Below are 13,153 nucleotides of genomic sequence, written 5' to 3' on the forward strand. Positions count from 1 at the left end.
GGCGTTTGGCCACCCTTGTGGCCGCGACTTCGTGGCGCGAGGCGGTGATCGAGGCGGGGAATCCAACGGGTTCCAGGGCGATGTCCGGGTTGCGGATGCTGCGCGCCCGGTCGCAGCCGTCGCTGGCGCTCGACAGCGGCTACAGGGGGATGGCGGGGCCGGACGGTGGTCCGGGAAGGCAGCTTTGCGCTATACTCGCCGCCCTTTTTTGATCACCGCCAGGCGATTTCCCATGACCCAACAGGCCGCCGAAGTCGCGAAACGCCGCACCTTCGCCATCATTTCCCACCCGGATGCCGGTAAGACCACCATCACCGAGAAGCTGTTGCTGATGGGCAAGGCCATTGCGGTGGCGGGTACCGTCAAGTCGCGTAAGTCCGACCGCCATGCCACCTCCGACTGGATGGAGATGGAGAAGCAGCGCGGTATCTCCATCACCACCTCGGTGATGCAGTTCCCCTATCGCGAGCACATGATCAACCTGCTCGACACCCCCGGCCACGAAGACTTCTCGGAAGATACCTACCGCACCCTGACCGCGGTGGACTCGGCGCTGATGGTGCTCGACGGCGGTAAGGGCGTAGAGCCGCGGACCATCGCCCTGATGGACGTCTGCCGCCTGCGGGATACGCCGATCGTCAGCTTCATCAACAAGCTGGACCGCGACATCCGCGACCCGATCGAGCTGCTGGACGAAATCGAGGCGGTACTGAAGATCAAGGCCGCGCCGATCACCTGGCCGATCGGTTGCTACCGCGATTTCAAGGGCGTGTACCACCTGGCGGGTGACTACATCATCGTCTACACCCCGGGCCATGGCCACGAGCGTACCGAGACCAAGATCATCGAGAAGCTCGACTCCGCCGAAGCCCGTGCCCACCTGGGCGACGAGTACGAGCGTTTCCTCGAGCAGCTGGAGCTGGTGCAGGGCGCCTGCCATGAGTTCGACCAGCAGGAGTTCCTCGACGGCCACCTGACCCCGGTGTTCTTCGGCACCGCCCTGGGCAACTTCGGTGTCGACCACGTGCTCGACGCCGTGGTCGACTGGGCGCCGCTGCCGCTGCCACGGGCGGCCAACGAGCGCAGCGTGGCGCCCCAGGAAGAGAAGTTCTCGGGCTTCGTGTTCAAGATCCAGGCGAACATGGACCCCAAGCACCGCGACCGCATCGCCTTCATGCGCATCTGCTCGGGCAAGTACGAGAAGGGCATGAAGATGCGCCACGTGCGCACCGGCAAGGACGTGCGCATCGGCGACGCCCTGACCTTCTTCTCCTCTGAGCGTGAGCAACTGGAAGAAGCCTATGCCGGCGACATCATCGGCCTGCACAACCACGGCACCATCCAGATCGGCGACACCTTCACCGAAGGCGAGGCCCTGGGCTTCACCGGTATCCCGCACTTCGCCCCGGAACTGTTCCGTCGCGTGCGCCTCAAGGACCCGCTGAAGTCCAAGCAACTGCGCCAGGGCCTGCAACAGCTGGCCGAAGAGGGCGCGACCCAGGTGTTCTTCCCCGAGCGCAGCAACGACATCATCCTCGGCGCCGTCGGTGTGCTGCAGTTCGATGTGGTGGCCAGCCGCCTGAAGGAAGAATACAAGGTCGAATGCGCCTACGAGCCGATCACCGTGTGGTCCGCGCGCTGGATCAGCTGCGACGACAAGAAGAAGCTGGAGGAGTTTTCCAACAAGGCGGTGGAGAACCTGGCACTGGACGGCGGCGGTCACCTGACCTACCTGGCGCCGACCCGGGTCAACCTGGCGTTGATGGAAGAGCGCTGGCCGGACGTGAAATTCCGCGCGACCCGCGAACACCACTAAGTTCGCCGGCAACATCCCAAGCCCCGCGGTGCAGGCCGCGGGGCTTTTTTGTGCCTGCTGGCAAGCCCAGGGTGGCACGCACCGTTAGTCGGACGGGGGCTCCTGGCATGGGGATCGATAGCTGGCTATCTGGAAAGTCCCGGGTATCGCGACTAGGTTTCAGGTGGTGCTGTGGCCGCTGCACGTCAGGGTTTGCAGCCATCGATGATTCACCTATGAAGGGATGGAATCGGCTATGAGAATTTTTCAACGCGTGGTGCTGCTGATCAAGGTGCTGGTGCTGCTGAGCCTGGGAACCTCCGGGGCCTGGGCCCACAACCTGTTGCAGGTCAAGGAGCCGGGTTACTCGTCGGAGCAGAGCACGCCGGTGCAGATGCTGGCCAAGTCCGAGTCGGAGCCGGGGGATGAGGGGCAGGGCGGCAGTTCGGGGGATGACGACCAGACCACCGACGATGGCGGGGAGCCCGATCAGGGGTGAAAAAAACCCCTCGCGGCGGATCGATGCGCAATCCGTCGCAAGGGGCCGGTGCAACAAGGTCAAGGCGTCTGCGGTGGTCCCGCAGGCGCCTTTTTCATGCTCGTCTACAAGAACTGCTCGGCGTAGTGGCAAGCCACTTGGCGTGTGTCGAGCTGGCGCAGGGCCGGCTCTTCAGTGCTGCAACGCTCGGTGGCGTACGGGCAGCGCTTGTGGAAGGCGCAGCCGGGCGGCGGGTTCAGCGGGTTGGGCAGTTCGCCGGCGATCTTGATCTTCGGTTTGTCCGGGTCCGGGTGGATGGCCGGGGTCGCCGAGAGCAGGGCCTGGGTGTAAGGGTGCAGGGGACGGTTGTAGATGTCCTCCTTGGGGCCCATTTCCACCGGCCGGCCCAGGTACATCACCAGTACCTGGTCGGCGACGTGGCGCACCACCGCCAGGTTGTGCGAGATGAAGACGTAGGCGGTGTTGAATTCCTGCTGCAGGTCCATGAACAGGTTCAGCACCTGGGCCTGGATCGACACGTCCAGGGCCGAGGTCGGTTCGTCCGCCACCAGTACCTTGGGTTGCAGCATCATCGCCCGAGCCAGGGCAATGCGCTGGCGCTGGCCGCCGGAGAACATGTGTGGATAGCGCTGGTAATGCTCGGGGCGCAGGCCCACCTGCTTCATCATCGCCTGGACTTTCTCGCGGCGCTCGGTGGCCGACAGCTTGGTGTTGATCAGCAGCGGCTCGGCCAGCTGGTCACCGATCTTCTGCCGTGGGTTGAGCGAGGCATAGGGGCTCTGGAACACCATCTGCACGTCGCGGCGCAGTTGCTTGCGCTGCTCCTTGGTGGCGCCCTTGACCTCATGGCCGGCGATCTGCAGCGAGCCCGAGGATGGCTCTTCGATCAGGGTCAGGGCCCGGGCCAGGGTGGACTTGCCACACCCGGATTCGCCCACCACGGCCAGGGTCTTGCCGGCCTCCAGTTCGAAGGACACGCCATTGAGCGCGCGGACGGTGGCGTGGCCCTTGAACAGGCCCCGGGACACTTCGTAGTGACGGGTCAGGTCGCGGGCGGTTAGAACGACGGCCATCACGCCACCTCCTGGTTGAGCGGGTAGAAGCAGCGCACCAGGCTGGCGGCTTGCGGATCGAGGCCGGGGCGTTGCTGGCGGCAGTTTTCCTGGACGTAGGGGCAGCGTGGCGATAGCAGGCAGCCCTGGGGCCGGTCATAACGACCGGGAACGATGCCCGGCAGGGTGGAGAGCCGCGAGGCACCGAGGCTGTGCTCGGGAATCGCCGCCAGCAGGGCTTCGCTGTAGGGGTGTGCGGGGATGTCGAACAGCTCCGGCACCTTGCCTACTTCCACGGCCTGGCCGGCGTACATCACGCAGACGCGCTGGGCGGTCTCGGCCACCACGGCCAGGTCGTGGGTGATCAGCACCAGGCCCATGTTCTGCTCTTTCTGCAAGCTCAGCAGCAGGTCCATGATCTGTGCCTGGATGGTCACGTCCAGGGCGGTGGTCGGTTCGTCGGCGATCAGCAGCTTGGGTTCGCCGGCGATGGCCATGGCGATCGCCACGCGCTGGCTCATGCCACCGGACAGCTGGTGCGGGTAGGCGTCCATGCGGCTGGCGGCGCCCGGGATCTCGACCTTCTCCAGCAGTTCGATGGCGCGCTTGCGGGCGGCCTTGCCGGACATCTTCAGGTGCAGGCGCAGCACTTCCTCGATCTGGAAGCCCACGGTGTAGCTGGGGTTCAGCGCGGTCATCGGGTCCTGGAAGACCATGGCCAGGTCCTTGCCGACGATCTGCCGGCGCTGGCGGGCGCTGAGCTTGAGCATGTCCTTGCCGTCGAAGGTCAGGGCGTCGGCGGTGACGATGCCGGGATGCTCGATCAGGCCCATCAGGGCCATCATGGTCACCGATTTGCCGGAGCCGGACTCGCCGACGATGGCCAGTACTTCGCCCTTGTCGACCTTGAGGTCCAGGCCGTCCACCACGGGAACTGCCTTGGCGTCGCCGAAACGGACATTGAGATTCTTGATTTCTAACAGTGACATGGGAATCTCCTCAGGCGGCATTCTTGAGCTTCGGATCCAGCGCATCGCGCAGGCCGTCGCCCATCAGGTTGATTGCCAGCACGCTGAGCAAAATGGTCAGGCCAGGCAGGCTCACTACCCACCAGGCGCGTTCGATGTAGTCGCGGGCCGAGGCCAGCATGGTGCCCCACTCGGGGGTAGGCGGCTGGACGCCGAGGCCGAGGAAGCCCAGGGCGGCGGCGTCGAGGATCGCCGAGGAGAAGCTCAGGGTGGCCTGGACGATCAGCGGCGCCATGCAGTTGGGCAGCACGGTGATGAACATCAGGCGCGGCAGGCCGGCACCGGCCAGGCGTGCGGCGGTCACGTAGTCGCGGTTGAGCTCGCCCATGACGGCGGCTCGGGTCAGGCGCACGTAGGACGGCAGCGAGACCACGGCGATGGCGATCACGGTGTTGATCAGGCCTGGGCCGAGGATGGCGACGATGGCCACGGCCAGCAGCAGCGAAGGCAGGGCCAGCATGATGTCCATCAGGCGCATGATGCTCGGGCCCAGCAGGCGCGGGAAGAAGCCGGCGAACAGGCCCAGCAGGATCCCCGGGATCAGCGACATCACCACCGACGACAGGCCGATCAGCAGCGACAGGCGCGAACCCTGGATCAGCCGCGAGAGCAGGTCGCGGCCCAGTTCGTCGGTACCCAGCAGGAACTGCATCTGCCCGCCTTCGAGCCAGGCGGGTGGGGTCAGCAGGAAGTCGCGGTACTGCTCGCTGGGGTTATGCGGGGCTACCCAGGGGGCGAACAGTGCGCAGAACACCACCAGCAGCATGAACAGCAAACCGGCCACGGCGCCCTTGTTGCGGGAGAAGTGCTGCCAGAATTCTTTGTAGACGGACGGGTAAAGCAGGCTTTGATCGACTGCTACCGAGGAAGTTGGAGTGCTCATGAGTCTTGGCCTCAGCGCTGATGACGGATGCGTGGGTTGGCAAAGCCGTAGAGGATGTCCACCACGAAGTTGACCATGATCACCAGGCAGGCGATCAACAGGATGCCGTTCTGCACCACGGGATAGTCCCGGGCGCCGATGGCTTCGATCAGCCATTTACCGATGCCGGGCCAGGAAAAGATGGTTTCGGTCAGGACCGCGCCGGCCAGCAGGGTGCCGACTTGCAGGCCGACCACGGTCAGTACCGGGATCAGCGCGTTGCGCAGGCCGTGGACGAAGACCACCCGGTTGGGCGACAGGCCCTTGGCCTTGGCGGTACGGATGTAGTCCTCACGCAGCACTTCGAGCATCGAGGAGCGGGTCATCCGCGCGATCACCGCCAAGGGAATGGTGCCCAGCACGATGGCGGGCAGGATCAGGTGTTCCAGGGCATCGACGAAGGCGCCGGTGTCGCCGGCCAGCAAGGTATCGATCAGCATGAAGCCGGTCTTGGGCTCGATGTCGTAGAGCAGGTCGATACGTCCGGAAACCGGGGTCCAGCCCAGGCTCACCGAGAAGAACATGATCAGGATCAGGCCCCACCAGAAGATCGGCATCGAGTAGCCGGCGAGGGAAATCCCCATCACCCCGTGGTCGAACAGCGAGCCGCGCCTGAGGGCGGCGATCACCCCGGCCAGCAGGCCGATGACGCCGGCGAAGAGCAGGGCGGCCATGGCCAGTTCCAGGGTCGCGGGGAACAGCGAGGAAAACTCGCTCCAAACGCTGGTGCGGGTGCGCAGGGACTCGCCCAGATCGCCATGGGCAAGCTTGCCGATGTAGTCCAGGTACTGGGCATACAGCGGTTTGTTCAATCCAAGGCGTTCCATTGCCTGGGCATGCATCTCGGGGTCGACCCGGCGCTCGCCCATCATGACTTCCACGGGATCGCCGGGAATCATGCGGATCAAGGCGAAGGTCAACAAGGTGATGCCGAAGAATGTGGGAATCAACAACCCCACACGGCGGGCAATAAAACTAAACATCTTCTGAAGTACCTCAATCAGCCGGTTAGGCGTGTCCGCCGCTCCCGGGTCGGGAGCAGCGGGCGTTTCTTATTACTTCACCTGGGTGGTAGCGAAGTTGTTGGTGGTCAGGGGGCTCTGGTGATACCCCTCGACGTTCTTGCGCATGGCGGTGAACATTTTCGGATAGGCCATGGGAATCCAGGGTTGATCCTGCTCAAAGATCAGCTGGGCCTTTTCATAGAGTTCGGCACGCTTGGCAGGTTCAGCCTCGGCGCGGGCCTGGTCGATCAGGTCCTGGAAGGTCTTGTTGCACCAGCGGGCGTAGTTTTCGCCGTTTTTCGCTGCGTCACAACTCAGGTTCGGGGTCAGGAAGTTGTCCGGGTCACCGTTATCCCCGGCCCAGCCAGCGGACACCATGTCGTGCTCGCCGTTCTTCGCGCGCTTGAGCATTTCGCCCCATTCCATCACGCGGATATCCAGCTTGAGGCCGATCTTGGCCAGGTCGGCCTGCATCATCTGTGCGCCCAGCAGCGGGTTGGGGTTGGTCGGGCCGCCGCCGTTGCGGGTGAACAGGGTGATCGAGGTGCCTTCGGGCACGCCGGCTTCCTTGAGCAGGGCGCGGGCCTTGTCCAGGTCCCGGGGCGGGTTCTTCAGGCTGGTGTTGAAGCCCAGCAGGGTCGGTGGGTACGGGCCGGTGCCGACCAGGGCATTGCCCGGGCCATACAGGCTGTTGACGTAGGCTTCCTTGTCGAAGGCGATGTCGATCGCCTTGCGGACCCGCACGTCGCTCATGTACTTGCGGGTGGTGTTCATGGCGATATAGCCGGTGGTCATGGCCGCCAGTTCATGTACCTGCAGGTTCGGGTCGGCCTTGATGCTGGGAATGTCATCGGGCTTGGGATACAGGGCGACCTGGCACTCGTTGGCCTTGAGCTTCTGTAGCCGTACGTTGTTGTCGGTGGTGATCGCCAGGATCAGTGCTTCGGCCGGTGGCTTGCCACGGAAATAGTCCGGGTTGGCCTTGAATCGCACCTGGGCGTCCTTGGCATAGCGGATGAAGATGAACGGTCCGGTGCCGATCGGCTTGCTATTGAGCTCGGCGGTCTTGCCTTCCTTGAGCAGCTTGTCGGCGTATTCGGCCGGGAAGATCGAGGAGAAGGCCATGGCCACGTCGGCCAGGAACGGAGCTTCGCGGCGGGTCAGTGTGAAGACCACGGTGTGGTCGTCGACTTTCTCTACGCTCTTGAGCAGTTCCTTGAAGCCCATGCTTTCGAAATAGGGGAAACCCACGCTGGACTTGTCATGCCAGGGGTGTTTCGGGTCCAACTGGCGCTGGAAGCTCCAGAGCACGTCGTCGGCGTTCATGTCGCGGGTCGGGGTGAAGTAGTCGGTGCTGTGGAACTTGACGCCCTTGCGCAGGTGGAAGGTGTATTGCAGGCCGTCAGGGCTGATCTCCCAGGACTCGGCCAGGGCCGGCTCGATGTCCGTGGTGCCCGGCTTGAAGTCCACCAGCCGGTTGAAAATGGTTTCCGCCACTGCGTCGGCAGTCACCGCGGTCGTGTACTGGACCATATCGAAGCCTTCCGGGCTGGCTTCGGTACAGACCACCAAGGGTTTGGCCGCGGCGCCCAGGGCGACGCTCAGCAATGCGGCGCTCAAGGCCGCTTTCATGGGTAGCATTTTCATCGAGAACCCCTTTCGAACGATGGAACCAGCGTAGCTTGAAGGGCGGACTCGTCATGAGTCCGCCGTTCAACTGGTGGGTTATAGGATATTGAATGGAACCGTGGTGACCAGGCGGAACTCGTTGATGTTGCCGTCGGCCTGGTACTTGCTGGCGCGGTGGGTGGTGTAGGTCGCGCGGATCGCGGTGGCCTTGAGCGGGCCGCTCTGCACCGCGTAGCTGGCGCCGATGCCGTATTCGTAGTGGGTTTCGCCGTCCATCTTCTTCACATCGTAGGCGGTACCGGTGTAGTGGGTACCGTCGATGCCCCAGCCGCGGGCCTGGTAGAGGTTGAACTTGAGGCCGGGCACGCCGTACTCGGCCATGTTCAGGCCGTAGGCGATCTGGAACGACTTCTCGTTCGGGCCGTTGAAGTCCGAGAGCAGGGAGTTGGCCAGGTAGATGCCGTTGGTTTCGTGCAGGTAGTCGAAGTACTCGTTACCGTTCACCGCCTGGTAGGAGAAGGTCAGGCTGTGGGCCTGGTGGGCCAGGCCCAGGGACAGCGAGTAGGTATCGTTGTCGATCTCGCCCATCTCTTTCTTGCCGGCATCGACGGTCTTGTAGTAGTTCAGGCCGGTGGTCAGGCCCAGCACCGAGCTGTCACCCAGTTCGTGGGTGAAGCCGAAGTAGTACTGGTTCCAGAAGTCTTCCACCTTGGAGGCGTAGAGGCTGGTCTTCAGGCTCTTGAGCGGCTGGTAGTTGGCGCCGATCACGCTGACGCGGTCGGTCTCGGCGCTGTTGTTGGTGTATTCGGAGCGGAATTTCGACAGGCTCTGTTCGGTCCGTGGCGATACCCGGTCATAGCTACCGGCGTCGAACGACAGGTTGTTGAATTCTTCGCTGTGGATACTGGCCCCTTCGAAGCTCGAAGGCAGCGGACGGTTGCCGATGACATCGACGATCGGCGTGCTGACGTTCTGCCGGCCGACGGTCAGGGTGGTGTTGGATACGCGGAACTTGACGTTGGCCAGGCCCAGCTTGCTCCACTGGCCCACGGCGTCGCCGTCGGAGTGGGTCAGGGTACGGTTGTTCTTGCCGGCGATGTCCTTGCGGTCACGATCCAGGGCAATGGCGTTGTAGGCGGCGACTTCGGTGCTGACCCCAACGGTGCCTTCGGTGAAGCCGGAGGTGTAGTTGAGGATGGTGCCCTGCACCCAGTTGATACGGCGCGGGGTGGAGGTAGGCTGGCCGTTGTGGTTGTAGGAGAAGCGGTCGTTACGACGCTTCAACTCGTTGGCGTACCAGTTACGGGTGCTCCCGGACAGGCTCTGGCCTTCGATGAACCCCTTGGACTCGGCCTGGGCATTCTTGCTGTTCAGTTCAGTCGGGACGAAGTCCTGGCTGACGCTCTCTGCATAGGCCGTAGCAGTGATGCTACTGATGGCCAGGGCTAACAATGCGCTGCTGCTCAGTTTCATGGGTGATGCTCCTTTGTTTTGTTTTTTTACTTGCCGGTTTTTTTCGGCCGGCTGGCTTTTTGGAACTCATTCAAGGCATCGCAAACGTTTGCAGAGGGCTCATTCTCTGAATCCAGGCAATACGCCTGCATGAGGGCGAGCAACGCCCTCAGGGTTCTAGGCTCATCGGTTATGGGGTCAGGCCGACCCCGGAAAAGGAGTTGCGGCCAAAGGGGCTGACCTTGAAGCCCTCGACTTTCGCGCTCAACGGCTGGTTGATCGTCGAATGGGCGATAGGGGTGATCGGCACCTGTTGCTTGAGCAGTTGCTGGGCCTGCTTGTACAACAAGGTGCGCTGGTCGCGGTCGGTGACGATCTTGGCCTGCTTGATCAGCTTGTCGTACTGCGGGTCGCACCACATCGAATAGTTGTTGCCGCCAATGGCATCGCAGCTGTACAGGGTGCCCAGCCAGTTGTCCGGGTCACCGTTGTCGCCGGTCCAGCCGATCAGGCTGACGTCGTGCTCGCCGTTCTTGGTGCGCTTGATGTACTCGCCCCATTCGTAGCTGACGATCTTCACCTTGAGGCCGATCTTCGCCCAGTCCGCTTGCAGCATCTCGGCCATCAGCTTGGCGTTGGGGTTGTAAGGGCGCTGCACGGGCATGGCCCACAGGTTGATCTCCGTGCCTTCCTTGACTCCGGCGGCCTTGAGCAGCTCGCGGGCCTTGTCCGGGTTGTAGGCGGCATCCTTGATGCTGTCGTCGTAGGACCACTGGGTCGGCGGCATGGCGTTGACCGCCAGCTGGCCGGCACCCTGGTACACGGCATTGAGGATGGCCGGCTTGTTCACCGCCATGTCCAGCGCCTGGCGCACTTCCAGGCGGTCGAACGGCTTGTGCTGCACGTTGTAGGCGATGTAGCCGAGGTTGAATCCGGGCTTCTCGATCACTTGCAGTTTCGGATCGCTCTTCAGGGCGTCGACATCCGCCGGGCGCGGGTGCAGGGTGACCTGGCATTCGCCGGCGCGCAGCTTCTGCACCCGCACCGAGGCATCGGTGTTGATGGCAAAGATCAGGCGGTCGAGCTTGACCCGGCTCGGGTCCCAGTAGTGCGGGTTGGCGGTGTAGCGGATCTGCGAATCCTTCTGGTAGCGCTGGAAGACGAAGGGACCGGTGCCGATGGGTTTCTGGTTGATCTGGCTCGGGGTGCCGGCCTTGAGCAGGTGCTCGGCGTATTCGGCGGAAAGGATCGAGGCGAAGCTCATGGCCAGGTTCTGGATGAACGCCGCATCCACGGTATTCAGGGTGATGACCACGGTCAGCGGGTCGGTTTTCTCGACCTTGGCGATGTTCTTGTTCAGGCTCATGCCGTTGAAGTAGGGGAACTCCGTCGGGTAGGCACGGCGGAACGGATGGTCGGCGTCGAGCATGCGGTTGAAGGTGAACAGCACGTCGTCGGCATTGAAGTCACGGGTCGGCTTGAAGTACGAGGTGCTGTGGAACTTCACGCCCTCGCGCAGGTGGAAGCTGTACTTCAGGCCATCCTCGGAGATGTCCCAGCGGGTGGCCAGGGCGGGCAAGACGTTGGTCGCGCCTCTCTCGAACTCCACCAGGCGGTTGTACAACGGCTCGGCGGCATCGTTGTCGGTGGCGGTGGTGTATTGCGCGGTGTCGAAGCCGGCCGGGCTGCCTTCGGAGCAGAACACCAGGCTGCGATCGGCAGCCTGGCCCAACGAACTGGCGACCAACAAGCTGCTGCCCAGCAATGCCGGGATGATCAAGGAGTGACGCATGACGATCCATCTCCATTTTTTGTTGTGATGATCAAGGGACCATGGCTCCTTCCTGGAGCCTGTACAGGCCATTGATGCCAAACCATGGTTGCAAAAATGCCCACCGTCGCCCTTGCAAGTTGAAGGCCAGGGCCGTATCCGGCGCGGGCTCTGCAAGTCTTTTCGGGTACGGCTCCGGGATCGCGCGGCTGCGAGATAGCGCAGTTGCGTCGATGCCGGGGCGGACTCTTTCGGGGGGGCAAGGCGACGGTGGCGTCAGGACGCCACCGTCGTCGCAAGTTACTTGCTGATGCTCACGCCGTAGAAGGAGTTCAAGCCGAACGGGCTGATCTTGAAGTCCTGCACGTTGGCGCGCATGGGTTGGAACACCGTCGAGTGTGCGATAGGTGTCATCGGGACTGCGTCTTTGAGGATGTGCTGCGCCTGCTTGTACAGCTCGGTGCGTTTAGCGACATCCGATGTGGCCTTGGCTTGCTTGATCAAAGCGTCGTAAGGCTTGTCACACCATTTCGAGAAGTTGTTGCCGTTCATGGAGTCGCAGCCGAACAGGGTGCCCAGCCAGTTGTCGGGGTCACCGTTGTCACCGCTCCAGCCGATGATCATCGCCTGGTTCTCGCCGCCCTTGGAACGCTTGATGTACTCGCCCCACTCATAGCTGACGATGTTCACCTTCAGGCCGATCTTCGCCCAGTCGGACTGCAGCATTTCTGCCATCAGCTTGGCGTTGGGGTTGTAGGGACGCTGTACCGGCATGGCCCACAGGGTGATCTGGGTGCCTTCCTTGACGCCGGCTTCCTTGAGCAGTTGGCGGGCTTTCTCGGGATCGTACTTGGCGTCCTTGATGGTGGTGTCGTAGGACCACTCGGTCGGCGGCATGGCGTTGACCGCCAGTTGGCCGGCGCCCTGGTACACCGAATCGATGATCTGCGGCTTGTTCACCGCCATGTCCAGGGCCTGGCGTACCTTGAGGTCGGCCAGTGGGTTGGCGTCGGTGCGGCCCTTGAGGACCGGCATCACGTTGTAGGCGACATAACCCAGGTTGAAGCCGGCCTGTTCAGGCATCTTCAGGTCCTTGTCTTCCTTGAGGGCCTTGAGGTCGGCCGGGCGTGGGAAGAGGGTGACCTGGCATTCGTTCTTCTTCAGCTTCTGGATACGCACCGATGGGTCGGTGGTGATGGCGAAGATCAGGTTGTCGATCTTCACGTCTTCAGGTTTCCAGTAGTCCTTGTTGCCGGTGTAGCGGATGTTCGAGTCCTTCTGGTAGCTCTTGAACACGAACGGGCCGGTACCGATCGGCTTCTGGTTGATGTCGCTGGTCTTGCCTTCCTTGAGCAGCTTGTCGGCGTATTCGGCGGACTGGATGGAGGCGAAGCTCATGGCCAGGTTCTGGATGAACGCGGCGTCGACGCTCTTCAGCGAGAAACGCACGGTCTTGTCGTCGAGTTTCTCGATCTTGGTGATGTTGGTGTCCATCCCCATGTCGGTGAAGTACGGGAATTCGGTCGGGTATGCCTTACGGAACGGCATGTCCTTGTCGATCATCCGGGTGAAGGTGAACACCACGTCGTCGGCATTGAAGTTGCGGGTCGGGGTGAAGTACGGCGTGGTATGGAACTTGACGCCTTCACGCAGGTGGAAGGTGTAGGTCAGGCCGTCTTCGGAGATGTCCCAGCTGGTGGCCAGGCCCGGGATGACCGCGGTGCCGCCACGTTCGAACTGGCTGAGACGGTTGAACAGGGTCTCGGCCGAGGCGTCGAAGTCGGTTCCGGTGGTGTACTGGCCCGGGTCGAAACCGGCAGGGCTGCCCTCGGAGCAGAACACCAGATTAGTCGCCGCCTGGGCGATGGGGGCGCTGGCCAGCAGACCGGCGCTGACTAAAAACGGAATGACTGCTTGTTTGAACATGGTGGCCTCATGATTTGTTGTCATTGTTTGTGTTGAGGGCGACCTTGTGAGTCGACCCGCCGATACTTATGCAGG

Annotated in this window: 10 protein-coding genes; 2 read left to right on the forward strand and 8 right to left on the reverse strand. The window is 62.7% G+C overall.

The window, feature by feature from the left end:
- Positions 1 to 232: 232 nt before the first annotated feature.
- Positions 233 to 1,816 carry a peptide chain release factor 3 gene (locus GDH07_RS02715; RefSeq protein WP_022642288.1) on the forward strand — a complete coding sequence of 528 codons (1,584 nt, stop codon included), beginning with the start codon at positions 233 to 235 and terminating at the stop codon, positions 1,814 to 1,816.
- A gap of 235 nt (positions 1,817 to 2,051) precedes the next feature.
- Complete coding sequence (locus GDH07_RS02720) at positions 2,052 to 2,294, forward strand: hypothetical protein (RefSeq protein WP_022642289.1); 243 nt, start codon at positions 2,052 to 2,054, stop codon at positions 2,292 to 2,294.
- 104 nt (positions 2,295 to 2,398) lie between these two features.
- Here the strand turns inward: GDH07_RS02720 and GDH07_RS02725 are convergent, their stop codons facing one another.
- From GDH07_RS02725 to GDH07_RS02760, 8 genes are all read right to left on the reverse strand, one after another.
- Positions 2,399 to 3,367: a peptide ABC transporter ATP-binding protein gene (locus GDH07_RS02725; RefSeq protein WP_022642290.1), complete on the reverse strand. Its 969-nt coding sequence runs from the start codon at positions 3,365 to 3,367 to the stop codon at positions 2,399 to 2,401.
- Positions 3,367 to 4,335 carry an ABC transporter ATP-binding protein gene (locus GDH07_RS02730; protein WP_085596336.1) on the reverse strand — a complete coding sequence of 323 codons (969 nt, stop codon included), beginning with the start codon at positions 4,333 to 4,335 and terminating at the stop codon, positions 3,367 to 3,369. Before GDH07_RS02730 ends, GDH07_RS02725 begins: the two co-directional genes overlap by 1 nt.
- Before the next feature lie 10 nt (positions 4,336 to 4,345).
- Complete coding sequence (locus tag GDH07_RS02735; RefSeq protein ID WP_022642292.1) at positions 4,346 to 5,257, reverse strand: ABC transporter permease subunit; 912 nt, start codon at positions 5,255 to 5,257, stop codon at positions 4,346 to 4,348.
- A gap of 11 nt (positions 5,258 to 5,268) precedes the next feature.
- Positions 5,269 to 6,279, reverse strand: a complete 1,011-nt coding sequence (locus GDH07_RS02740) for an ABC transporter permease subunit (RefSeq protein ID WP_053138564.1) — start codon at positions 6,277 to 6,279, stop codon at positions 5,269 to 5,271.
- Positions 6,280 to 6,351: 72 nt separating this feature from the next.
- Positions 6,352 to 7,947: an ABC transporter substrate-binding protein gene (locus GDH07_RS02745; RefSeq protein ID WP_152896632.1), complete on the reverse strand. Its 1,596-nt coding sequence runs from the start codon at positions 7,945 to 7,947 to the stop codon at positions 6,352 to 6,354.
- Positions 7,948 to 8,025: 78 nt separating this feature from the next.
- Positions 8,026 to 9,402 carry an OprD family porin gene (locus GDH07_RS02750; protein ID WP_152896633.1) on the reverse strand — a complete coding sequence of 459 codons (1,377 nt, stop codon included), beginning with the start codon at positions 9,400 to 9,402 and terminating at the stop codon, positions 8,026 to 8,028.
- A 169-nt stretch (positions 9,403 to 9,571) separates the two neighbouring features.
- Positions 9,572 to 11,173: an ABC transporter substrate-binding protein gene (locus GDH07_RS02755; RefSeq protein ID WP_022642295.1), complete on the reverse strand. Its 1,602-nt coding sequence runs from the start codon at positions 11,171 to 11,173 to the stop codon at positions 9,572 to 9,574.
- Positions 11,174 to 11,452: 279 nt separating this feature from the next.
- The gene (locus GDH07_RS02760) at positions 11,453 to 13,078 is read right to left on the reverse strand and encodes an ABC transporter substrate-binding protein (protein WP_053138570.1); all 1,626 of its coding nucleotides are present in this window, start codon (positions 13,076 to 13,078) and stop codon (positions 11,453 to 11,455) included.
- Positions 13,079 to 13,153: the final 75 nt, after the last annotated feature.

Origin of the sequence: Pseudomonas piscis, from assembly GCF_009380155.1 — a bacterium.
Lineage (GTDB): Bacteria > Pseudomonadota > Gammaproteobacteria > Pseudomonadales > Pseudomonadaceae > Aquipseudomonas > Aquipseudomonas piscis.